Genomic DNA, 23381 nt, shown 5'->3' on the forward strand with positions numbered 1-23381 from the left:
CTCGTCACCACCCCGACCAGGCGTTCGAGGTCCGGCTCTCGTCGCGGGCGTACACCCGCTTGATGTGTTTGGCGGGCGCCTGGTCGCCCGCGTAGTCGAGTTTCTGCTGGCCGTAGCGCTCCACGTCGCTCCGGAGGAAGATGCCCTCGACGGTGAACTCGGCGTCGCCGTACTCCTGGGTCTGACCGACCGTGAACACCTCGTCGCCGGGCACCCGGACCGTCGTCGAGTACGTCGAGTCGTGGCGGCCGTCCTTCGGGTGGAGGGTGAGGTCGACCGAGACGTTGCCGACGACGCGCGTCCAGACCGTCTTCACGTCGTCGACGGGGGCGGCGTCGGTCCGGGGTGATTCGTCCTCGCCGGCGAGTTCGAGGCTCGTCACCGCGACCGAGAGGATGGCCTCCTCGGTCTCGACGAGGAACTCGTCGTCGACCGCGAGCGTCTCCTCGGGGTCGAACTCGACGGTCGCGTCGAACGAATCCCCCTCCTGCGAGACGATGACCCGTCGCTCGACGGTAGGTTCGTCCGGGAGGTCCGTCTTGTGGACGTGGTCGCACTCCGTACAGCGGACGGTGGCGTGACCGTGCTCGTGTAACACCTCGTGGACCGTCTCGTCCCCCGGCGAACAGGACGGACAGGCGACCGCGACGCGAGTCGTGCTCATGGACGCGCTTGCCGGTCCGAGGGTATAAGCCCGCGGTCACGGGCGTGGATGCGACATGCGGGCTCACCCGTGGGGCTGCCCCGTGCCGGGACCCCCGGGCCAGCCGGTAGTACGCGGCGGTCAGTCGGTCGCGGGCGCGGCCCCGTCAGCAGCGGGCGCCCGCTGCTCGCGCCGGTGGAGCCAGACGACGGCCCCCGTGGCGAGCACGCCGGTCGCCGTCGCGATGGCGAACGCAACGCGGTAGCCCGGGACGGTGTAGACCCGGGCACCGCCGATGACCTCTCCCGTCCAGTAGGCGTCGAGGACCGCCCCGAGCAGCGTCGGGAACACGGCCGCGCCGAAGTAGCCCATGCTGTTGATGACGCCGGTGACGGTGCCTGCCACCTCGGCATCGTGGCGCTCCTTGCCAACGGTGAACGCGAGTGCGACGCCGCCGTTGGCGAACAGCGCGCAGAACAGCGCCGTCCCCACGACCGGCAGGGGTGGCACCAGCACGAGCGCGGCGTAGCTCAGCGTGAACAGCGCGGCGGCCCCGACCATCAGTGCCGTCCGGCGCTCGAGCCGGTCCGAGAGCGCGCCGAACGCGGGCGAGCCGATTACGAACCCGACGTTCCCCAGCAGGACGTACGTCGAGGCGGTTGCCACGTCGACGCCGTAGATGTCCACGACGTACGGCACGCCCCACAGCCCGAGGACGGTGAAGTTGGTGCCGAGCGTGAGGAAGAGGGCGACGCCCATCAGCCACGTCTCGCGCTCCGCGAGGACGGTCCGCGTGTTGGCGAGCACGTCCTCCAGCGTGGCCGCCGCCCCCGCGTCGTCGGCCCCCGCGACCGCCTCGTGTCCGGCACGGGCGGGCGTGTCCCTGACGGCCGCACCGATGGCGACTGCGAGGCCAGCGCCGACGCCACCCGCGGCCAGCATCGCCGTCCGCCACCCGGCCGCCTCGATGGCGAGCGCGAGCGGGGTCGTCGCGAGGATACCGCCGACCCCGGCCGCCGCGATGGTGTAGCCGGTCATGGTCGCGTACTCGTCCGGCCGGTACCAGTTCGCACAGAACCGGAGCGTCGAGATGTACAGCACGCTCCCGCCCAGCCCGATGGCGCCGCGCGCGAGGAACGCCTCGGCGAGACCGCCACTGAACGCGAACCAGACCACGCCGCCGGTCATCGCCGCGAGGCCGACGGCACCGACCCGCCGCGGGCCGTAGCGGTCCACCACGAGCCCCGAGGGCAGCTGGAGGGCGGCGTAGATGTAGAAGAAGGAGGCGTGGAGGCTCCCGAGTTCGGCGCCGGTCGCGTCGAAGGTGGCCGCGAGCGTATCCGCCAGTACGGCCGTCGCCGTCCGGTGGAAGTTCACCAGCAGGAACCCTCCGGCGAGCAGCGCCCACAGGAGGGACCGGCGCTGGCGCATCGAGATATTGAACATACCGTCAGTGGACGGTGGTATCAGTATATTCGTTGTGCCACGGCGCCGTCGGGCCGATCGGTCGGACGGGGCAGGGACTCGCAGACCCGGAACGGCCGATTTCGGGCGCTTGAGGCCCGCCTAAACCCCGCAAGAAGCGGCGGACACGCCGGATTTATATTCGAGGGTCGCACATCGTCAGACGACAATGGGACAGACGCTTACCGAGAAGATCCTCTCCGACCACCTCGTGGACGGGGAGCTCGAGACCGGCGAGGAGATCGGGATCGAGATCGACCAGGTGCTCACACAGGACACGACCGGGACCCTCGTCTGGCTGCAGTTCGAGGCGCTGGACCTCGACGAGGTCCAGACGGAGATCGCGGCCCAGTACTGCGACCACCAGACCTACCAGTTCGACTTCAAGAACACGGACGACCACCGCTTCCTCCGCAGTGCGGCGGGCACGTTCGGCGCGCACTTCTCGCGGCCGGGCAACGGTATCTGCCACAACGTCCACAAGGAGAACTTCGCGGCGCCCGGCAAGACGATGCTCGGCTCCGACAGCCACACGCCGACGCCCGGTGGCCTCGGCGAACTCGCCATCGGTGCCGGTGGCCTGGACGTCGCCGTCGCCATGGGTGGCGGCCCGTACTACATCGAGATGCCGGAGGTCGTGAACGTCCGGCTCGAGGGCGAGCTCCCCGAGTGGAGCACCGCCAAGGACGTGGCCCTCGAGATGCTGCGCCGCCTCACCGTCAAGGGCGGCGTCGGCAAGATCTTCGAGTACACCGGCCCCGGTGTCGAGAACCTCACCGTCCCCGAGCGGACGACCATCACCAACCTCGGCACGGAGCTCGGCGCGACGACCTCCATCTTCCCGACCGACGAGGAGACGAAGGACTACCTGGAGCGCCAGGGTCGCGGTGACGAGTTCGTCGACATCGGCCCCGACGAGGACGCCGAGTACGACGACGAGATCGTCGTCGACATGTCCGAGATCGAGCCGCTCATCGCCGAGCCCTCGATGCCGGACAAGGTCGTCCCGGTCCGTGAGGCCGCTGGCACGTCCGTCGACCAGGTCATCATCGGCTCCTGTACGAACGGTGGCTACGAGGACATCCTCCCGACGGCGAAGATGCTGGAGGGTCGCGAGATCGACAAGAAGACCGAGATGATCGTCGCGCCCGGCTCCAAGCAGGCCTCCGAGATCCTCGCCCGCCAGGGCTGGACCGCGGAGCTGATGGCCGCCGGCGTCAACTTCTCCGAGGCGACGTGTGGTGCCTGTATCGGCATCGGCCACGTCCCCGCGTCGGATTCGGTCTCCGTACGGACGTTCAACCGCAACTTCGAGGGCCGCTCCGGCATCGAGGACGACTCCGTCTTCCTCTCCTCGCCGGAGGTCGCGGCCGCGGCCGCCCTCAAGGGCGAGATCGTCGACCCGCGTGACCTCGCCGACGAACTCGGCGACCTGGAGGCGCCGGGCGTCGAGCTCCCCGACAAGTACGACGGCTCGAAGGCCGACCTCATCGCGCCCGACGAGGCCGTCGACGACGGCCTCGTCAAGGGCCCGAACATCGGCGACGTCCCGCTGAAGGACGAGCTGGACTCGGAGCTGTCCGGTCCGAACCTCCTCCACATGGAGGACAACATCACGACCGACCACATCATCCCGGCCACGCAGGACATCCTGATGTACCGGTCGAACGTCCCGAAGCTCTCGGAGTTCACGCTCTCGCGCGTCGACGACACGTTCGCACAGCGTGCCCTCGACAGCGACGGCGGCTTCCTCGTCGCCGGCGAGAACTACGGCCAGGGCTCCTCGCGTGAGCACGCCGCCCTCTGCCCGATGTATCTGGGCATCGAGGGCGTCTTCGCACAGAGCTTCGCCCGCATCCACAAGGCGAACCTGTTCAACTTCGGTCTCATCCCGCTCACCATCGACGAGGAGACCTACGAGCAGCTCGAGCAGGGTGACGACCTGGAGATCCTCGACGACGTCGCGGAAGGCGTCCGCGGCGGCAAGGAGGAGTTCAGCGTCAGCGTCAACGACGGCGAGTGGGAGTTCACCGCCCACCTCGACGCCTCCGAGCGCGAGCGCGAGATCCTCGCCGACGGTGGCAAGCTCTCGCACACGAAGAAGATGGCCGAGGACGGCGACTCCGGCGCGACGCCCGCCGACGACTGAGGCCACACCCGCGGAACGTTCACCCTTTCTTTCGCGCTTGCCCGGAGAGCAGCAGCGAGAGAGTTGAGACCTTCTTTCAAAACCCGGTTATCCACTTCTCAAGAACTCTGCGGAGAGTAACGAGATTGCCCGAGACGTACGCAGTTTGTTCGACTAATCCAGGCGCAACAGCTCGACGATCGCCAGGCTCAGTCCGAGCGGGACGAACGTCACTGCGACCAGGAAGAACCCGGCCCACGAGAGGAGCGGCTGGTCGGTGAAGATGAAGATGATGGGGCCGAACAGTGACCACGCGCCGAAGACGGGGACGCCGACCTCCGGGGTCGCGAGCAGGTAGCCGACCGTGCAGAGCAGACAGCACAGCAGGATGAGGTTGACCACGAGCGGGAACTTCGGGGTGAAGCTGCTGGCGAGGAACACCGGGTAGAAGAAGAACGTCGCCAGCCCGAAGATGGCGGTCTTCGGGTCGATCTCGAACCGGTAGCGCTCCAGCATCCGGGCCGCGATGGTGATGCGGTCGCCCATGTCCATCGGTTCGGTGGAGGGTCCGGCGTCGCCAGGGGGCGTGGCGGAGTTCGCGGTCTGTCGGGGGCCGGACCTCGTCGACGTCCCGGTCCCGGCGCCCGCCGCACCGGCGGAACTGGGGTCGGCCCAGCCCTCGGCGGTCCAGCGGGCGCGCTGGCGCTGGCTGGACCGACCACCGGCATCGTCAGCAGCGTCGGCCGTGGTGGTGCCGACCCCCTCACCGACGTATCGCTCGTGTCCGAGTCGGTCGTACCGGGCCCGCTCCTCGGGGTCCGTGAGGACCTCCTCGGCCCGCTTGACGCGCTGGAACTGCTCGGTCGCGTCCGGGGCGTCGTTGAGGTCCGGATGGGTCTGCTTGACCCGGTCACGGTAGGCGGCCTCGATGGCCGCGACGCTGGCGTCGGGGGAGACCCCGAGTACCGCGTAGTAGTCCTCCACGCCGTCACCCCGGTCGGACATTGTTGGTCACACGGACTCGGGGAACCAAACGCTATCGGTGGTTCTCCGAGCGTGAAGTCACAGCAGCCGTGGCTCGAGGGTGGTAAAAGCGGGGTGGGGGGGTGGGGATGCACCCTAATCGGGTGCAGTCGTCCGTAGCCTCGGCAGGAGTATGAACCTTGTGGCCACAGCCGAATCGTCCAGTAGCTGCCGTGCAACGCGGGTGCACAGCCGAGAACGCGTCCGCCGTCCCCGGACGGACTGGGGGCGACCATGTTCCCGTGGTCGGTGGCCGCCACGTCGGCAGGCAGTGGGCCGGCCGACCCGTGACCGCACCTCCAGAACCAGAGGAGAGACGACGAGCAGCGGGCAACAGGGCTTAACTTCCGGGGGGGAGTAGCCCGGTCCGTGACGGCCACGCCCCCGCGCCGGACGCTCGTGGTACGCGAGGCCACCCGCGCGGACCTGCTGGAGGTGTTCCGCATCGAGCGGACCTCGTTCCCCCAGCCCTGGCCCTACGGGGCGTTCGAGGGGTTCCTCGGGACGCCCGGGTTCCTCGTGGCCGAGTGCCGCGACGAGGGCGACGACCCGGGCACCATCGCCGGCTACATCGTCGCCGATACCGTGCCGAACCACGGCAACCCCATCGGCCACGTGAAGGACATCGCCGTCCACCCGGACCATCGCGGCCAGGGTATCGGCCGACGCCTGCTGGAACGGGGTCTCGCCGTGATGGACGGCCACGGCGCCGCCCGCGTCAAACTGGAGGTACGGGACGGGAACGAGGCCGCCCTCTCGCTGTACCGCGATTTCGGCTTCACCCACCACCACACCATCCCCGGCTACTACGACGACGGGACGGACGCGCTGGTGATGGTGCGTCCCGGTGGGTGAGGCCGGGCGATGCCACTCGGCCGTGCTTTTGTGTCTCCCCGTCCTACGCCCGCCCATGAGCACAGGCTACGCCTGTCCGGTCTGTGACGACCCGCAGGCCGACATCGGCCACCTCGCCAACCACCTCGCGTTCACCGCGATACTCCGGAACGAGGCCCACGCCGACTGGCTGGACGAGCACGTCCCGGCGTGGAACGAGTACGACGAGGCGGCACTCTCGTCGGCGCTGGCAGACCACACGGACCGCCTCGAGGAGTGTGAGTACCCGCAGGTGTTCGAGGACACCACCGGGGAGGACGGCACCGCGCCCGGCCGGGACGACCCGGGCGAACGCTCGGGCGCGCTGTTCGACGACGGACACGCCCACGACCACGGTCAGCAGCACGGCCAGCAACACGGCCACGGACCGTCCGGCGTCCCAGAGGGCGTCGAGACGGCCTCGGTCCCGGGCGGTGAACTCGACGACGAGGAGCGCGAGGCCATCCTGGAGGAGGCCCGCGAGATGACGCGGGAACTGCGCGAGGGGGATGGCGATGCGGGGGACCCAGCCACCGAGGGAGACGGAGACGACGGGACCGACAACGAGGCGACCGACGACGAGTAGCATTAACCCGCCCGCGCCCGCGGGGCCGGCATGGACGCCGACACCATCCCCGACGACCCGGCCGACGACCGCTTCCACTACGTCTACGAGAACCGCGTCCGGTACGCCGAGACGGACGCGCAGGGCGTCGTCTTCTACGGCGAGTACGTCACGTACCAGGACGAGACGTTCTCCGAGTTCCTCCGGACTATCGACTTCCCGTACGACGAGTTCGAGGCGGGCGGCGTCGACTTCCACGTCGTCCACACGGAACTGGACTACCACTCGTTCGCCGAGTTCGACGACGAACTCCGCAACGGCTTCCGTGTCGCGGCGGTTCGCGATTCGAGCGCCGACTTCGAGTGGGTCTGCCGGCAGGCCGACGACGACCGCGTCGTCGCCAGCGGCGAACTCACACACGTCGCCGTTGGCGAGGACGGCCCCACCCGCGTCCCCGACGACTTCCGGGAGGCGGTCGTGGCGTTCCAGGACGAGCCGCCAGAGCCGGTGTGAGGCCACACCCACTCCCGTGGGCGCACGCACCGGACCGACGACACCGATTAACACCCCGAGTGCGAAGGGGTCGCCATGAGCGAATCGGAGGACCCGCATCAGGACCTCGGTGAGCACCTCGAGGAGCACCTGATGGCCGACGGGGTCTACATCGCGGACTACACCGTCACCGAGGGGACGTTCCACGTCGCCTACGAGACGGCCGCGCCCGAGGAGGGTGTGCCGCGCAGCGAGATGGGGTCCATCCTGCAGGAACTGCTCGACGCGCACGCGGACGGCTGGCCGGCGACGGACGTGACCATCTGGGTGTACGACGTCGACGAACCGGCCGAGGAGCGCGAGCCGAAGGGGCGCTGGGAGACCCGCGAGGGCTGGTTCCGCGCCTACGAGAACGACAACCTCTCCGAGACGGACCTCTCGACCCTGGTCATCTCGACGGTGGACCTGGAGGCGACGCGGGGGTAGTCAGCACACGGGCTTCGGGTCCAGGCCCATCTCCTCCAGCCGTTCGGCGTACTCGTCGTACGCCGTCCCGATGGCGGCGGTCGCGGCCTGCTGGGCGGTCACCCAGTCCCCGTCGTCCGCACACACGTCGTCCAGCAGGTCGGCCGCGTCGTCGGGCATCGACTGCAGGTCGCTCCGGGCCTCGCGCACCGTGTCGGCGCCCGAACGAACACCCTCGTTGACGAGGAAGTTGATGACCTGCAGGAGCAGCCGCTCCGCGACGAGTGGGAACGCGACGAACCCCGCGGCGACGCGCTCGGGCGTCCGCTCGGCGGTTCGGAGTTCGTCGACGACGTACGGTACGTCCCCGCCCGCGCTCGCATCGTCGTCCAGGTCCAGCAGCGCGTCGCGGCGGTCGGCGAGCCTCTCGGCCGCGTCGCCGAAGACCGCCTGAGCGCCCTCGTCGTCGTCGATTCCGTCGCCCCACGCGACCAGCGTGTCGACCCCGCCGTCGAGCAGCCGCGCGGCCGCGCTCAGGACCGGTCCCGACTCCAGCTGGGCCCCGGTCGCCGCGACGAGCGCCTTCTCCGAGCCGAGTCGGTCGAGTTCCGTGGCACGCTCCGCCCGGACGGCCTCGACGAGTTCCTCGCCGTTCATGCGCGAGCCGTCACGGGGGAGCGGCATAGGTGTGGCCCCGGTCGTCCGGCCACAGCCCACGCTTATGCCGCCGCACGGCCTACCTGCACCCATGACCGACGACGCCGACCCCGGAGCCGACCCCGAGGCCGGTCCGGCCGCGGGCGACCCCGTGGCCGAGTCCCCGGAACCGGAGGAGGCGGGCGCGCTCACGCCGGCCGACCTGCAGGCGTGGCTCGACGACGGCCGACAGTTCACCCTGCTGGACACGCGGAACCGCGAGGAGATCGACGAGTGGCGCATCGACGCGCCGCGGCGGCTCGACGTGCCGTACATGAAGTTCGTGAGCGCACGCGTGACGGGTGGCGTGGCGGGCCTCGTCGCGGACGCAGCCGAAGGCGACATCGAGGGGCCGTTCGTGGCGGTCTGTCCGCGCGGCGAGGCCAGCGCGGAGGTCGCGGACCTGCTCGCAGACGAAGGGTACGAGGCGTACAACCTCGCCGGCGGGATGCACGGCTGGGCACGGCTGTACGAGGCCACGGAACTGCCGGCCGGGTCCACCCCCGCTGGCGTGACCGTTCACCAGTACCGGCGGCCCTCCAGCGGCTGTCTCGCGTACCTCGTCGCGTCGGGCGACGAGGCCGTCGTCGTCGACCCGCTCCGTGCGTTCGCGGACCGGTACGTGGCCGACGCGCGTGAGTACGGGGCCGACCTCGTCGCTGCCGTCGACACACACGTCCACGCCGACCACGTCAGCGGTGTGCGGGCCGTGGCCGACGCGACCGGCACGGACGCCGTCCTCCCGGCGGGTGCCACGGACCGCGGACTGGCGTGGGACGCGACGCTCGTGGCGGCGGGCGAGACGCTCGAGGTGGGCGACACCGAACTCGAAGCCGTCGCCGCGCCGGGGCACACGACGGAGATGCTCGCCTACCGCGTCGGTGACGTGCTGCTGACGGGCGACTCGCTGTTCACGCACAGCGTCGCGCGGCCGGACCTCGAGTGGGCGGCGCCACGCGCCGCCGAGAGTCGAGCGGCATCGCCGCGAGACGCCGACGCCGCAGACGTCGAGGCGTTCGCGGCGACGCTCCACGAGACGCTCACCGAGCGGTTCGACGCATTCGACGACGAGACGCTGGTCGCACCCGGTCACTACGCCAGCGAGGCCGAGGTCGAGGAGGACCGCGTGACCGCACGCCTCGGCGACCTGCGCGAGAGCCTCGACCTCCTCTCTGTCGACCGCGAGACCTTCGTCGAGCGCGTCCTCGCGGGGATGCCCCCACGGCCGGCGAACCACGAGACCATCATCGCGGTCAATCTCGGGAACGAGACGGCCGATGCGGACGCGGCGTTCGAACTCGAACTGGGGCCGAACAACTGTGCCGCGACCGCCGACTGACGTGCCGGACGGACTGGACGCGGCGGCGGTCCGGGCGCACCTGCTCGACGAGCGGCGAGACCTCTGCTCGACGGTCGCGGACTGCGCGGACGCCGTGGCCGCGGGGTGGCCGGACGAGGGGACCACCGGCCGCGACGCGGTGGTCGGGCCGCTCCGCGCGACCCTGGAGCGGGCCGGCGTGCTGGGGCAGTTCCCGGTGGTCCTCCGCGAGTGCGTCGCCGCGGCGGGCAGTCGGCTCCGGGCCGAACCCGTGCCCGCGCCGCCGTACGTGGTCGTCACCAGCGTCGGGCCCGTGCTGCGCGCGACGCTGGACGGTGGGCGGCTGGTGGTGACGTTCCGCGTGTTCGCCGTCGAGCGGGGTGGCGGGGGCTCGCCGGCACGGTACGTCCGGAGCGGGCGGTCGGCCGAGGAGGTGGTCGCCGTCGCGGTTCGGGGCCGGTAGCCTCAGGCGTCGGCCTCGTCGCGGTCGAAGTACGCCGCGAAGTCGTCCCAGCGGGGGAAGAACTTCTCGGGGGCCTCGTGCCGGAAGGTTCCGGCGACGGTCTCGTCGGTCCCCATGAGCCAGGTCTGGACGTATCCCTCGCGCTTGGCGGTTGCGATACAGCCCTCGGCCCGCTGGAGGAGGTAGTTGCCGGCGACGAACAGCGCGATACGCTCGTCGGGGTCCCGGAGGACCAGCAGGTGGAAGACGCGACCGTCGACGAGGCGACGGAAGACGTCGTACTCGGGGAACTCCCCGCGGTCGACGGCGTCCGCGAACTCCTCGACGTAGTTGTCGGGGATGGTGTGGAGGATACCCCAGCCGTAGTCGCCGCGGGCAGCCTGTGCCTCGTCGGCCGACGCCGTCGACGTGTCCAGCGTCGCGACGTGGTGGGTCTCCCAGCCGTCCGCCTCGTACTCCGCGGCGCGGGCCTGCATCTCCTCGATGGTCTCTCCCCACGCGCTGGTATGCACCTCGGCGTTCGCGGCCAGCTGTTCGGCGGGGTCGATGTCGTCCGACTGCTCTCCCGCGTCGGTCATGTCCCACGGGTTGCCTGCCCGCGCGCCTATACCTGTCGGCTTCACGAAACGGCCGCCACGACCCCTCGACACCCGTTCGTCGGTGCCCGTTCGCCAGCGTCCAGTCGTCGGCGTCGTTCCTCGGCATCCGTCGTGGGCATCCGTTCGTTGGCGCGTCTCACCCGACCGTCGGCACGCCGACGCCGAGCACGGCCTCCAGCAGGAACGAGGTCAGCAGCATACAGACGGCGCCGAGCAGGAGCTTCAGGCCATCGGAGAAGCGCTGGTCGTCGGGCAGCGGCGCGCCGCGGAACGGGGGGAGGCGGTCGACGAGTCGCTGGACCTGCGACCGCCCGCGACTGTCCGAGATGAGCCCGTCGCTGCCGGAGACGAGGCCGTCGTCCTCGGCACGCCAGCGCTTCCCGGGGCGGAGCTTGAACGACCCGGCACCGAGCGCCAGCAGTCCGACCAGGAACAGCCCCCACTTCACCCCGACGAGGTCGCCACCGAGCAGCAGACTCGGCGGCAGGAAGAGGACGGCCCAGAGGGCCGTCAGCACGACGGCATAGAGGAGGGCGTCGGCCAGCTTCAGCCGGAGCGACTCGGTCACACACCGGGGTAGCCGAGCCGCCGGATTGACTCTTACGGGCCGGAGCGCCTGCGGCCGCACGAGCCGACGCGTCGCGGGGGCTACTCGTCGAACGGGAGCTCCGGCTCGTAGCCGACCGCGTCGACGACGAGGTCGAGCACCCCCTCGACGTTCTCGCCCTCGGTGATGCTCATGTACGCGTCGGCATCCACGTCACGCGAGCGGTCGCTCTTGTTGCAGACCGTGACCACGGGGACGGGCTCGTCGTCCGCGTCGGCGGTCACGGCGAACCGCTCCTCCAGTTCGTCCCGGAGTTCGAGCTGGGCCTCGATGGGGTAGCCACAGTCCCCGCTCGCGTCCAGCATGAACAGGACGGCGTCGGCGAGGTGGGTCAGCGCGCTCACGGCCTGTGACTCGATGGCGTTACGCTCGTCGGCCGGCTGGTCCAGCAGGCCGGGCGTGTCCACGAGCTGGTAGCGGATGTGGTCACGCTCGACGTGGCCCACGCGAATCTGCGTCGTCGTGAACGGGTAGCTCGCGGTCTCGTTGCTGGCGTTCGTGACGTGGTTGACGAACGAGGACTTGCCGACGTTCGGGTAGCCCGCGACGACGATGGCGGGTTCGTCCGCGCGGATGTCGGGCAGGGTCTTCAGCGCCTCGCGTGCCTCGCCAAGCGCGAGCAGGTCGTCCTCGACCTCCTCACAGATGTCGGCGAACCGCGCGAACGCCTGCTTGCGGACCTTGCGTGCGGTGTCGGAGTCCGCGCGGCGGATTCGCCCCTGGTAGTCGCTCCGGAGTTCGCTGATCTGCCGGCTCGCCCAGCCGACCTCCGAGAGGTTCTGCCGGAGCGCGTCCACGCCGGGGACACCCTCGGTGTCCCGGCAGACGGCGTCGGCCAGTTCACGGTAGAACGGGTCGACGGTGTCGAAATCCGGCCAGTTGGTGACGACGTTCTCGAGGTTGTCGCTCAGGATGTTCGACGCCGTGATGAGCATCGACTCCTGGGCCTCGACGCCTTGCTTCGCGCGGCCCGCACGCGCCGCTCGGGAGAACGCCTTGTCCACGAGTTCCTCCGAGCGAGGAACGGTCTGCAGGGATTCGAATGCGGGCATGGTCAGTTGCGGGGGCTTGTCCGTCGGCGGGGATAAGGGCGTTCGTTCTGGGATGATGGACAGAAGAACCAACATCTGTTTTATCTCGCAAATTAGGAAATAATGTGGCAAATTCCCCCATTTCGAACCCATTCTGGATTTTATTGGCTGGTACGGATGGCAAGTACGGAGCCCTCGCGCGCTCGGACGGTTGGACCGACGACAACGGAGACACCCACGAAGCCCTCGCGCGCTCCGGGCCTCTGACTCGCTGCGCTCCTCGGGTTCGCTCCGCTCACCCTGCGGTGCTTGTGTCGTCAGAGGCCCGGAGCCCGCTCGCCCTTCGATTCCACCAGGAAGTCGGACGTGTCATCGAGCGGCGGCCCTGCCCTTCCCCAGGTCGCGCGGGTTCGCTTGCGCTCGCGGCTTCGCCGCTCGCTCGGGGCGCGGAGCGCCCCGCCGCTCACCACGCGCTCCCGGCCCGTGGACTGTGAAGAATCGCTCCCCCCGTCAGTCGAACGGGCGCGCGCTGGCGGCTGTGCCGCAGGCCAGCCGCCTCTATACGTGCGAGGGCTGAGGAGCGCACCCCCGCGCAGAGCGGGACTCCGTCCCGCTTGCAGTCGGGCGTAGCCCGACGACAGCGTAGCGAGCACGGGGAGCGCCGGGAGAGCGAAGCTCTCCCGAGGTCGCGGCACGGCCGCGACCACCGCAGGCGGCTGGGGAGGTACGAGGCTCACGGACCCGACTGACGAATCTGCGGTCCCTGGCGGACTCGAAGCTGAGCCGAGCAAAGCGAGGCGAAGGTCGGCAGAGCTTGCTCTGACGGAAGGCGAACGCTCTGCGGGAGCCCGGCCGACGCAAGCACCACAGCGAACGAGCGAAGCGAGTGAGCGAGGAGCGCAGCGAGGCCTGGCCCCGCAGAGCGCAAGGGCTTCGTAGATGGTTCCGACATCGCTGCTGATGTGAGAGAGCGCGAGGGCTTCGAGAGGTTGGACGCGCCAGATTCCGCGCTACAGCCACTCCGTGAAGGAGTCGGTCGCCTCGCTCAGTTCGATGTACTCCCACTGCATCGCCTCGACGGCCTCGTGGAAGCTCTCACCGTGGTTCATCCCCGCGCGGACGCGGTGTTTCTTCCAGACGCTTGGCGTGATGGCCGTCACCTGGCGGGCTTCGAGCGGCCCGATCCAGCGGTCGACCTCGCCCTCGGGGAACCCGGCCGCCGACAGCCCGACCCGGGCGACCGAGAGCAGCTCCGCGAGCGCGATATCGGGGTTGTCCGTCCGGTCGCCGTCCTCGGTGATCCACGCGAGGTCGGCGCCGGGGCCGTCCGCGACCGCGTTGTAGAACGAGTCGCGGGCGGCCGCCCAGGGCAGTTCCAGGAGCGGGTGGTCCAGTTCGTCGAGACCGCGGAGCGCGCCAGCCACCATCGCCTGCACGGCGATACAGTCCCGGACCGTCGGCTGGGTCGGAACCGGCCGGAACTCCAGACGAACCGACGCGTCGTCGTTGCCGTCCGCGGGGCCGGCGGCGGCGACGGGCGTGTCGCCGCCGAACACCGGCCGGACCCAGCGCCAGAAGGTGCCGTGCTTGTGGGCGAACTCCGGGAACCGCTCGCGGTAGGGCGCGTCGTCGGGCACGTGCCCGGGGTCGGTGCAGAAGGGCGCGAACGTCTCGTCGGCGACGATGGCGTCGACGGCCGCCTCGGCGTCGGCCACGTCGTCGGGGACCCGGACCTTCTCGATTCCGGGCGGGTTGATGCTGTCCTCGTACACCGGCACGCGGAGTTCGTGGGGGCCCGAAAGCACCGCCTCGGCGTCGACCGCCTCGGGGTAGAGGTCCGCCGGGAGGAACGGGCTGTTGGCCGTCAGCGCGACCGCCGGGCCGAGGATACGGGTGGCGTAGCGCATGTAGCGCCCGATGTCGGCCGCGGCGGGCAGCTGCAGGTGGGGCTGGACGGACGTGGCCAGCGACTCGACGAGGATGGACGGGAAGTGGTGTTCGGCCCCCGGGAGGTCGATGGGGATGCCGTTGTCCATCCGGCGGAGCGTGTCCGCATCGAGCGCGTGGTAGCGGGCGTCCGTGGCCATGTTCTCGGCGAGCCAGACGCCGTCGCGCGCCTCGCCGGCCGAGAGGTAGGCGCTCGTGCCCTCCGGCGGCGCGACCGTCCACATCGAGTCCAGCACGGGCCTGACGCGCCCGTCGACGCCCGCCGCCGCGCCCGCCTCGGCGATGGCCTCGCGGGCGTCCGTGACGGCCGTATCGAGGCGCTCGGCCTGCCGGTCGAGTCCCGCCGGGGAGAGCACGTCCGGCGGCGTGTTCACCTCGAGGTTGTGCCGGCCGAGTTCCGGCGCGAAGCCGCCCGCCTCGGGCGCGCCCTCGGGTACGTCGTGCAGGCGTGCCTGCGGGTCGACCGCGTACGCCTCGAGTTCGAGGCCGACGGCGTAGTCGGCGTTGTCGAGGCGGCCGGCCTCGCAGTCGGCCGCGACCTGCGCGGCCTGCTCGGCCACGCGGTCGTCGAACCGCTCGTAGGTCTCGTCCGCCAGCGCCGCATGCACGGCTGCGACCAGGCTGTCCTCCGCGTCCTCACCGGAACCCGGCCCGTCCCCGCCCCGGTTCGGCTCGCCTTCGTCCATGCCGGGGCCGACGACGCCCTCTCCTAAAGCATCCCCGCCCGTCGCAAGAAGCGGCGTGGCCCGACCCGCCGCCGGTGTGGCCCCGAGCCCGTCGACCCCCACCCGAGCCGCCACGACTGTTTTTGCGGGCGGGCCCGAAGACCGGGGCGTGCAGGACCGGCGCGAGCAGGTGGTGGCTGCGGTCTGTGAGCGCGTGCTGGCCGCGACGCCCGCGGCCGTCCGCGAGCCACCCACCGGGAACTCGAAGCGGACCGTACTGGTCACGCTCACCGATGGCCGCGAAGTGGCGGTCCAGTACCGCGCCCGGCAGCGGTCGCTCGCCGCCGAGGCGGCCGTCACGCGCGCCGTCGCGAGGCGAACCGACGTGCCCGTCGCGCCTGTCCTCGCGGCCGGCGACCTCGCGGACCTCGGCGTCACGTACCTCGTCACCGAGCGGGTCCCCGGCGACGACCTCCACGAGCGATTCACCGCGTTGGACACGGCGACGCGCGAACGGCTCGCGCGGACGCTCGGTCGACACCTCGCGGCCGTACACGACGCGTTCGGCTTCGATGCGCCCGGCCGCGTGACGGCCGACGGGGACGCCCTCGTTGTCCCGGAGCCGCGCCCGGCGGGCGCGTTCTACCGGGAGTACCTCGACCGCGCGCTGGCGGACTGGCCCGACCCGCTGGCGGCCTTCGAACCCCGCGTCGAGGCGGCGCTCGGCGACCGACTGGACGACCTCCCCGCCGAACCGGTTCGCCTGTTCCCGTGGGACTACCGCCCCGGGAACGTCATCGTCCGGGGCGACCCACCCGAGGTGGCGGCCGTCCTCGACTGGGGCGAACCGCTCGCAGCCCACCCCGGACTCTCGGCTGCGAAGGCGGAGTTCACGCTCTGTGACTGGTACGTCCGGGGCGAGGCCGACGTGGCGGCGATCCGCGAGGCGTATCGGGCGGGGTATCGCGAGGTGCGCCCGTTCCCAGGCGCGTCGTTCGACGCCTTCCGCCTGCTGGGGATGGTCGCCTCCGCGGCCGACTCGCGCGGCGAGGTGACGCGGCCGCGCTACCCCGTCGTGGACGCCGACGAGGCCGCCGCGTTCCACCGCGAGCGTCTCACGGCGGTGCTGGAACGGCTGGCCTGAGCACGTGCATCGACCGCAGGGTGTCAACGACCCCACCCTATTTCGCTCACCCGGACGGGTTCGCTCGTTGAGGGTGGGGCTTGTCCGTGAACTCGGCCTCGAACCCATCCGGGTGGGCGGTAAATCCGCCACTCGACGTCACCGTTCCAGACTTCAGGGCAAGTTGACTGTTGCCCGTCCGCCGAGGCGACTGTTGGCCCCGACGGACGTACCGCATCCCGATGTTCTTCGCCGCGTTGTAGTCCGCATTCGCTTCCGACCCACACTTTACGCACCGGAAGTTGTTTCGGATTGGACGATTCTCATCTGCCGTGAATCCACACTCGGCGCACCGCTTCGACGTGTACGCCGACCCGACTTGCTTCACTGAGATGCCTTCGGCTTCGGCTTTGTACTCCACCTGCTCGTAGAGTGTTCGGAATGCCCACTTGTGTCCCCACGACGCGCCAGTCCGTTCGTGGATGTGGGTCAGGTCCTCGAACGCTATCACGTCGCAGTCGTATCGGAGTGCTTCGTCTACGATGGCGTTCGAGGCTCGGTGGAGTACATCACGGACGTAGCGAAGTTCACGGCCACTCGACTGTTCCAGCGTTCGGTGGGCGCTTCGCGTCCCAGTCTGTTGGAGTCCGGCACGTACCTTCTCGAACTCACGGAGGTCGTGGGTTAGTTCCCGTCCACTGAAAAAGGAGGCTGTGCTGGTGACGGCGAGGTTTTCGATACCGAGGTCGACCCCGAGGACCGTTCCGTCCTCGGCAGTGTTCCGTTCGGTGTCGGTCTTGTGCCGGCGGAAGCCGATATGCAAGAAGAACTCGCCGTCACGGGCGGTGAGCGTACTTTCCGTGACATTCCACTTATCGGAGTGGAGGTACTGCCATTGGTAGCCATCGTCGGCGTCGGGAAGAGCAAGCGGACACCGGATGCGGCTCTCTGTGGTGGAGAGCGACACGGTATCGTCCTCGAACAGCGTCATGGTCCGAGTGTCGTACGTTACTGTGGGTGCGGTGAAGGTCGGCTTGCTCATCTTCTTGCCGTTCGCCCGGCGTTCGAGACAGCCGGTGATGGCCTGTGCGGCTTGGTGGGTGGCGAGAATCGCGTGCTGACTCCCGAGGTCGGTGTGTTCGCGCACGTCGTCGTAGGCGAGGGGCTGTACGTCGCTTTTGGCGTTGCAATTGCCCCACGCCAGGTCGGTGGCGAGTTGGCAACCACGCTTCCACTCGGAGATCGTTTCCTCCAGCAACTCGCGTTGCTCACCGTCTACCGAGAGGCGAGTGATTGCTGTCCGACGCACGTAGTCCTCTGCCACGGTTTCAATGTAAGATAGTGGCTATTTAAATATAGTGTTCGTGACAGATGTGAACGCGTTCCTCCCCTCTCTACCCGCTCCCTCCGGTCGCTGCTTGAAGAAAGGGATTCCGCGCTACCGCACAGTTAAAGCCATCGGGCAGCCACGCACCACCCAACAATGTCTGGCTCGGAACTCGCCGCGCGGGTGCGTGAGACGCTGGAGGCGGACCGCGAGGAGTTCGCCGCCCGCGTCGAGTCGGAGGTCGAGGACCTCAAGCGCGAGGTGGAGAAGGGCACCTTCGATAACTCCCAGGCCATCGTCGGGCTGGAGTACGAGTTCTACGCCGTCGACGCGGAGACGGACGCGCTCAAGCGCGTCCCCCGGCGGCTGCTGGAGTACATCGGCTTCGAGAAGGAGCTCGGCCTCCACAACGCCGAGATGCAGACCTCGCCCGAACCCTGCTCGGCGTACGGCCTGCGCGCGACCGAGCGCGAGGTGCAGGCCAAACTCGACGCCGCCCAGGCCGCCTGCGAACCCGAGGGGATGCGCCTCGTCAGCGACGGGATGTGGACGGTTCCGCCCGTCGGGGAGACGGCCTCCTCCTATCTCGCCGACAGCATCGAGGAGGACGGCGTCGTGCTGGCAACGAACATGAGTGACGCGGTGCGCTACCACGCGATGGCCAACACCGGCTTCAAGGAGGACATGGCACTTTCCGCGCCGCACGTCCATCTCGACGCACGGACGGTGATGCCCGAGAGCCTCATCACCTCCATCCAGCCCCACTACCAGATGAGCCAGGCCGCCGACCTGCCCGAGCGGTTCCGCTACGCGCTGCGCGTGGCGGGCCCGCTGGTGGCACTCTCGGTCAACAGCCCGTTCTTCCCGCCGGACCTCTACGACACGGGCGACGCCGAGGAGGTGCTGAGCGAGTGCGCGATGGAGAACCGTGTCACCGTCTTCGAGTCCGTCCTCAACCCGGACGGCGAGGCGAAGGTCGACTTTCCGACGGACGTCGAGGATATTGACGAGGTCGTCGACCGCATCGCGGCCGACCGCACCGTCGTCCCGATGCTCCAGGAGGAGGCCGGGCGCTTCGACGACCGCTTCGCGCACTTCCGACACAAGCACGGCACCTACTGGCGCTGGGTCCGGCCCGTCCTCGACGGGCCGTCGCGGGCCGGCGCGAACGCCCGCATCGAGTTCCGGCCGCTTCCCGCCCAGCCGACGGTCCGGGACTCGATGGCGTTCCTCGCCGTCTTCGCGGGGCTGATGGAGTCGCTGCCCCGGCGCGAGCATCCGCTCCGCTCGCTCCCGTGGGCGGACGCCCGCGACAACTTCTACGCCGCCGTCCAGGACGGGCTGGAGGCCGACATGACCTGGATCACGCTGGAGGGGACCGAGACGACCGACACCGACGCACTGTTCGAGGAACTGTTCGACGCGGCCCGCGACGGTCTCGGACTGCGTGGTCTGAGCGACGACGAGGTCGACCGCTACGTCCGGCCGCTGGAGCGCCGCTGGGAGACAGGCCTCACGCCCGCCCGCTGGAAGTACCGCGAGGTCGCCCGCCGGGTGAACCACGGCGTCCCACTCGGCCAGGCCATCTGGGGGATGCAGTCCGACTACATCGACTGGCAGGAGGAGACCCTCATCGAGGGCTGCTTCACGGACTGGTTCGACGACCGGGGCGGCGCGCCCGGAGAGTGAGTCGCCCCCGGTCGCTCGCCGGGCGCTGACCCTGGTGATTTGCCCCGTATACCTTTGTAGGGGTAATGATATACCTCAATCATCATGGGGGAGTGGACCCACCGAACTGGGCACCAGTTCGCTCTCGAGAACGAGCGCCGGCGGCTGACTAGCAGGAGCGCGACCCGGGCGACACCGGCAGCGCTCCGACACCGTTTCCACACACGGCCGGTAACCGAGCGACCCCGGCACTCCCGGTGGCTCCCGGTTCGCCCGCGCTCGCGGGGTCGGGGGAGCAGTGGTCCGCGATGAGGCCACGGACGGAGGTCGGAACCGGGAAGCGTTCCCACGGTGACGGGACGACGCCGGACGGCCACTCGACCCTCGGATGCCGAGGGAGTGCCCTCGTCGTGCTGGCTCTGGTCGCCGTTGCTGTGTTCCTCGCCAGCCCGGTCGCTGGTGCGAGTCCGTCGAACGAACCGGTGTACGGTAGCGTCGAGGGGCCGGCGGCGCTCACCACGCCGACTGCGGTCGCCGATTGCACCGTCTCGGAGACGAGCGTCCAGGTCGGTGAATCGGTCATCCTCGACGCGTCCGCCTCGGACCACGCCGACGACTTCCAGTACGACCGCTACGGCGGCAGCTCCTTCGGCGAGTACACCACCCAGAGTTCCCGCGCGGTCAGTTACGCCGAGCCGGGAACCTACGAGCCGCGGGTGAAGGTCTGGTCGTACAGTGACGGCGAGAACAGCGACATCGCGACCTGCGGTACCGTCACCGTCACCGAACCGACACCGACGCCGACGCCGACACCGGCCCCCAGCCCGGTTGCGAGCTGTACCGTCTCGGAGACGAACGTCCAGGTCGGCGAATCGGTCACCCTCGACGCGTCCGCCTCGGACCACGCCGACGACTTCCAGTACGACCGCTACGGCGGCAGCTCCTTCGGGCAGTACACCGCCCAGAGTTCCCGCACGGTCGCGTACTCCGAGCCGGGAACCTACGAGCCACGCGTGAAGGTCTGGTCGTACAGCGACGGCGAACGCAGCGATGTCGACACCTGCGGTACCGTCACCGTCACCGAATCGACACCGACGCCGACGCCGACACCGGCGCCGACTGCGGTCGCCGATTGCACCGTCTCGGAGACGAGCGTCCAGGTCGGTGAATCGGTCACCCTCGACGCGTCCGGATCCGAGCACGCCGACGACTTCCAGTACGACCGCTATGGCGGTACCTCGTTCGGACAGTACACCGCCCAGAGCTCGCGCACGGTCAGTTACGCCGAGCCGGGAACCTACGAGCCACGGGTGAAAGTCTGGTCGTACAGCGGCAGTGAAAGCAGCGACATCGCGACCTGCGGCACCGTCACCGTCACCGAACCGACACCGACGCCGACGCCGACGCCGGCACCCAGCGCAGTTGCGAGCTGTACCGTCTCGGAGACGAACGTCCGGGTCGGCGAATCGGTCACCCTCGACGCGTCCGCCTCGGACCACGCCGACGACTTCCAGTACGACCGCTACGGCGGCAGCTCCTTCGGCGAGTACACCACCCAGAGTTCCCGCGCGGTCGCGTACTCCGAGCCGGGAACCTACGAGCCACGTGTGAAGGTCTGGTCGTACAGCGGCAGTGAGAGCAGCGACATCGCGACCTGTGGCACCGTCACCGTCACCGAATCGACACCGACGCTCACCCCGCCACCGACGGCGACGCGCACCGAGACGGCCACCTCGTCGTCGGAACCGATGTCGACGCCTCGGGCCGGCGGGCCAGGACCCTCCACACCGACGGCGACCGCGGTGCCGACCACCACGGGACCGGCCGGGACGGAGACACCGACGCCAGCGCCCGGGACATCGACCCGGGCCTCGGCGACGGGAACCGCCGCCGGCAGCGGAACGTGGTTCCAGTACGAATCGAGCGGGAACGACTCGGTCACGCTCCTCGCGCAACCGGCGGTGTCGCGGGACGCCGTCGAGACGTACGGCTGGGACGTCGACGGCGACGGGACCGTCGACCGGCAGGGCCGGACCCTCGAACTGCACGGAACGACGGGCGCCGAGACGGCGGTGACGCTGCAGGTAGAGCGAGCCGATGGGAGCACCGCGAGCGTCACGCGGGACGTACCGGTGACGGCTCTCGCTGGCGGGACAGCCGCGCCCGACCGGGCGGTAACGGCAGCCGACGCGGACGACGGCCCCCCGGTCCCGGCGCTCCTCGGCCTCCTGTTGCTCGTCCTCGTCTTCGTCCTCGCGGCGCTGGTGGTCGCCCGGTCACAACAGGAGGACTGAGCACCCGGCCTCGAGTCGGGGAGCCCTGGCTGTGTCCCGCAGGACCCGCTCGTGCTCCACGGACCGGCGCTGCGGCCTTCATCTCCCCCGGTCATCTATCACTGGTGACTGCAAGCCGTCCGTATCGTCGCCGGCGTCGACTGGCCGGGCGACCACTCCATCCGCTCGTCCTGCCGGTGACGACGCCGACCTCGGGCCGCGAGTCCGCTCGGCCGGCTCCCACGCGCCAGAACCGGCACGCACTTGCCGCCGCTGCCCGCACGACCGTCCATGTACGTCGGACGCCTGCTCGTGGTCGGCCCCGAGACAGCCGCCTACCGCGTCTCCTCGCGCTCGTTCCCGAACCGCCAGGCCACCGTTCGCCAGGACGGCGAGACGGTCACCATCGAACCCACCCCGGACGCCCCGTCCAGCGACAACCCCTACATCTCCTACAACTGCCTGCGCGTCGTCGAGACGCCCGCCGGCGAGGCGACCGCCATCGGCAACGGGTCGCACGTCGACCCCGTCGCGGAGAAGCTCGGTCTCGGGTACCCGCCCCGTGACGCCCTCGTGACGGCGCTCCACGCGCTCGACTTCGAGAAAGACGACTACGACACGCCCCGCATCGCCGGCGTGCTCGGCCCCGATGCGGCCTACATCGGGACCGTCCGCAGCGACGCATTGCTCGTCCGCGAGGTCGACGAACCGACGCTCGTCGCCACCTACGAGGAGGACGCGCCGACGGCGTTCGAGTTCGACGCCGATGGCGCCGAGACGGCCGCGCGCACCGCCTACGACCTCGAGTTCGAGCACGCGGTCTGTGCGGCCGCGGCGACCCGCGACGGCGAGGGGTTCGACGTGGCCGCGTTCACGCCGGAGTAGTCGGGTAGATAGGTATCGCCAGCCATTCTACACGTGGTAGAGCGTTTCGCAGATAGAATCCAGAAGCCCGGGGTCATCTGCCAGCTCTCTCTGCCTCCCTCCGACTCGTTGCCGGGAGGTACCGGCGCACCCGGCGCCGTACGCCGAGCGTCTGACGTTTCCACTGTTTCATCTGCCGCCCCCCGCTTCGACTCGAACCGGCTCTCCCCGGGTCGTACAAGTAGCCCCCACCACGTCAGACGTTTCCACTGTTTCGGGTGGAGCCCCTCGCTTCGGGTGGACCCGGGACGGTGGCACACCACACGCCGGATTCATGTCGGCGCGGAACGGCCGGTCCGATAGATGCGACTGGCCGTCCTCGCGGACGTGCACGCGAACCACCCGGCACTGGAGGCCGTTCTCTCCGACCTTCCGCCCGTCGACGCGCTGGCCTGTGCGGGCGACATCGTCGGGTACGGCCCCCATCCGGCCGCGTGCGTCGACCGGCTTCGCGAGTGGGACGGCCGCCTGCTGGCGGTGCAGGGGAACCACGACCGGGCGGTAGCGGCGGGCGCGGACCTGGGCAACGGGATGGCGGGCGCCGGCGTCCGCCACGCCCGGGAGGAACTCGACGCTGACGCGCTCGCGTGGCTGGACGGACTCCCTCCGGTCCGGGAGGCGTTCGACGGCCGCCTCCGGGTCGCCCACGGCCATCCCGAGGACCCGGACCGCTACGTCTACCCGTCGCTGTTCGACGCCTCGCTGCTGGCCGACGAGCGCGTGCTGGTGCTGGGACACACGCACGTCCAGGCGTGCGAACGGTTCGAGCGGCCCGGGTGGGGTGGCCCGGAGCGGCGGCTGGTGCTGAACCCGGGGAGCGTCGGCCAGCCCCGTGACGGGGGGCGCGCCCACGGAGCGAGCGAGGGGTCGTCGGAGTCCTCCGACGGCGACCCGGACGCGGCGTACGCGACGCTGGCGCTCGATGACGACCCCGAGGCGACGCTCCATCGAGTGCCGTACGACGTCGAGCGGACGGTGCGGGATATCCAGGCGGCCGGACTGCCGGCGGCAGCGGGCGACCGTCTCCGCAAGGGCGTCTGAGCGCGCCCGATGGACGTATGTCGCTTCCGGCCGAAGATGACTGTGT

21 protein-coding genes are annotated in these 23381 nt (G+C 70.0%); 12 read left to right on the plus strand and 9 right to left on the minus strand.

Annotated features, from left to right (window positions below; genetic code table 11):
• Positions 1-4 precede the first annotated feature (4 nt).
• Positions 5-664 (minus strand): HVO_0476 family zinc finger protein, encoded by a 660-nt coding sequence (locus NL115_RS04040; RefSeq protein WP_254831924.1) that lies wholly within the window; start codon positions 662-664, stop codon positions 5-7.
• Positions 665-784: 120 nt separating this feature from the next.
• Complete coding sequence (locus NL115_RS04045) at positions 785-2089, minus strand: MFS transporter (RefSeq protein ID WP_254831925.1); 1305 nt, start codon at positions 2087-2089, stop codon at positions 785-787.
• A gap of 187 nt (positions 2090-2276) precedes the next feature.
• On the opposite strand from NL115_RS04045, the gene NL115_RS04050 reads away from it, so the two are divergent.
• The gene (locus NL115_RS04050) at positions 2277-4256 is read left to right on the plus strand and encodes an aconitate hydratase (protein WP_254831926.1); all 1980 of its coding nucleotides are present in this window, start codon (positions 2277-2279) and stop codon (positions 4254-4256) included.
• A gap of 153 nt (positions 4257-4409) precedes the next feature.
• Here the strand turns inward: NL115_RS04050 and NL115_RS04055 are convergent, their stop codons facing one another.
• Positions 4410-5240 (minus strand): J domain-containing protein, encoded by an 831-nt coding sequence (locus tag NL115_RS04055; protein WP_254831927.1) that lies wholly within the window; start codon positions 5238-5240, stop codon positions 4410-4412.
• A gap of 387 nt (positions 5241-5627) precedes the next feature.
• On the opposite strand from NL115_RS04055, the gene rimI reads away from it, so the two are divergent.
• From rimI to NL115_RS04075, 4 genes are all read left to right on the plus strand, one after another.
• Complete coding sequence (gene rimI, locus NL115_RS04060) at positions 5628-6113, plus strand: ribosomal protein S18-alanine N-acetyltransferase (protein ID WP_254831928.1); 486 nt, start codon at positions 5628-5630, stop codon at positions 6111-6113.
• A gap of 55 nt (positions 6114-6168) precedes the next feature.
• Positions 6169-6717, plus strand: coding sequence for a DUF5810 domain-containing protein (locus tag NL115_RS04065; protein WP_254831929.1), 549 nt, complete (start codon positions 6169-6171; stop codon positions 6715-6717).
• A gap of 30 nt (positions 6718-6747) precedes the next feature.
• A complete protein-coding gene (locus NL115_RS04070; RefSeq protein ID WP_254831930.1) occupies positions 6748-7209 on the plus strand; it encodes an acyl-CoA thioesterase in 462 nt (153 codons plus the stop codon).
• 75 nt (positions 7210-7284) lie between these two features.
• The gene (locus tag NL115_RS04075) at positions 7285-7674 is read left to right on the plus strand and encodes a DUF8159 domain-containing protein (protein ID WP_254831931.1); all 390 of its coding nucleotides are present in this window, start codon (positions 7285-7287) and stop codon (positions 7672-7674) included.
• Here NL115_RS04075 and NL115_RS04080 read toward each other — a convergent pair whose 3' ends face one another.
• Positions 7675-8310, minus strand: coding sequence for a hypothetical protein (locus tag NL115_RS04080; RefSeq protein ID WP_254831932.1), 636 nt, complete (start codon positions 8308-8310; stop codon positions 7675-7677).
• Positions 8311-8401: 91 nt separating this feature from the next.
• Between NL115_RS04080 and NL115_RS04085 the strand changes: the two genes are divergently transcribed.
• Positions 8402-9688: an MBL fold metallo-hydrolase gene (locus NL115_RS04085; RefSeq protein WP_350355285.1), complete on the plus strand. Its 1287-nt coding sequence runs from the start codon at positions 8402-8404 to the stop codon at positions 9686-9688.
• A gap of 1 nt (position 9689) precedes the next feature.
• Positions 9690-10130: a DUF7988 family protein gene (locus NL115_RS04090; RefSeq protein WP_254831933.1), complete on the plus strand. Its 441-nt coding sequence runs from the start codon at positions 9690-9692 to the stop codon at positions 10128-10130.
• A 2-nt stretch (positions 10131-10132) separates the two neighbouring features.
• Here NL115_RS04090 and NL115_RS04095 read toward each other — a convergent pair whose 3' ends face one another.
• The 4 genes from NL115_RS04095 to NL115_RS04110 all read right to left on the minus strand — a co-directional run bounded on the left by NL115_RS04095 (position 10133) and on the right by NL115_RS04110 (position 15000).
• Entirely contained in the window at positions 10133-10708 is a 576-nt protein-coding gene (locus NL115_RS04095; RefSeq protein ID WP_254831934.1) for a DUF7529 family protein, read from the minus strand.
• Positions 10709-10865: 157 nt separating this feature from the next.
• Complete coding sequence (locus tag NL115_RS04100; protein ID WP_254831935.1) at positions 10866-11297, minus strand: DUF7555 family protein; 432 nt, start codon at positions 11295-11297, stop codon at positions 10866-10868.
• An 80-nt stretch (positions 11298-11377) separates the two neighbouring features.
• A complete protein-coding gene (locus tag NL115_RS04105) occupies positions 11378-12388 on the minus strand; it encodes an NOG1 family protein (protein ID WP_350355286.1) in 1011 nt (336 codons plus the stop codon).
• A 989-nt stretch (positions 12389-13377) separates the two neighbouring features.
• Positions 13378-15000, minus strand: coding sequence for a glutamate-cysteine ligase family protein (locus tag NL115_RS04110; protein WP_254831936.1), 1623 nt, complete (start codon positions 14998-15000; stop codon positions 13378-13380).
• A 148-nt stretch (positions 15001-15148) separates the two neighbouring features.
• Between NL115_RS04110 and NL115_RS04115 the strand changes: the two genes are divergently transcribed.
• Positions 15149-16123 carry a phosphotransferase family protein gene (locus tag NL115_RS04115; protein ID WP_254831937.1) on the plus strand — a complete coding sequence of 325 codons (975 nt, stop codon included), beginning with the start codon at positions 15149-15151 and terminating at the stop codon, positions 16121-16123.
• Between the two features lie 46 nt (positions 16124-16169).
• On the opposite strand, the gene NL115_RS04120 is transcribed toward NL115_RS04115, so the two are convergent.
• Positions 16170-17426 carry an RNA-guided endonuclease InsQ/TnpB family protein gene (locus NL115_RS04120; protein ID WP_254831938.1) on the minus strand — a complete coding sequence of 419 codons (1257 nt, stop codon included), beginning with the start codon at positions 17424-17426 and terminating at the stop codon, positions 16170-16172.
• A gap of 159 nt (positions 17427-17585) precedes the next feature.
• On the opposite strand from NL115_RS04120, the gene NL115_RS04125 reads away from it, so the two are divergent.
• The 4 genes from NL115_RS04125 to NL115_RS04140 all read left to right on the plus strand — a co-directional run bounded on the left by NL115_RS04125 (position 17586) and on the right by NL115_RS04140 (position 23335).
• The gene (locus NL115_RS04125; RefSeq protein WP_254831939.1) at positions 17586-19118 is read left to right on the plus strand and encodes a glutamate-cysteine ligase family protein; all 1533 of its coding nucleotides are present in this window, start codon (positions 17586-17588) and stop codon (positions 19116-19118) included.
• A 287-nt stretch (positions 19119-19405) separates the two neighbouring features.
• Positions 19406-21391 (plus strand): hypothetical protein, encoded by a 1986-nt coding sequence (locus NL115_RS04130; RefSeq protein WP_254831940.1) that lies wholly within the window; start codon positions 19406-19408, stop codon positions 21389-21391.
• A 270-nt stretch (positions 21392-21661) separates the two neighbouring features.
• On the plus strand, positions 21662-22255 hold the full coding sequence (locus tag NL115_RS04135; protein WP_254831941.1) for an IMP cyclohydrolase: 594 nt from the start codon (positions 21662-21664) through the stop codon (positions 22253-22255).
• Positions 22256-22597: 342 nt separating this feature from the next.
• Positions 22598-23335 (plus strand): metallophosphoesterase family protein, encoded by a 738-nt coding sequence (locus NL115_RS04140; protein WP_254831942.1) that lies wholly within the window; start codon positions 22598-22600, stop codon positions 23333-23335.
• Positions 23336-23381: the final 46 nt, after the last annotated feature.

It is taken from the genome of Haloglomus salinum (assembly GCF_024298825.1).
GTDB lineage: Archaea > Halobacteriota > Halobacteria > Halobacteriales > Haloarculaceae > Haloglomus > Haloglomus salinum.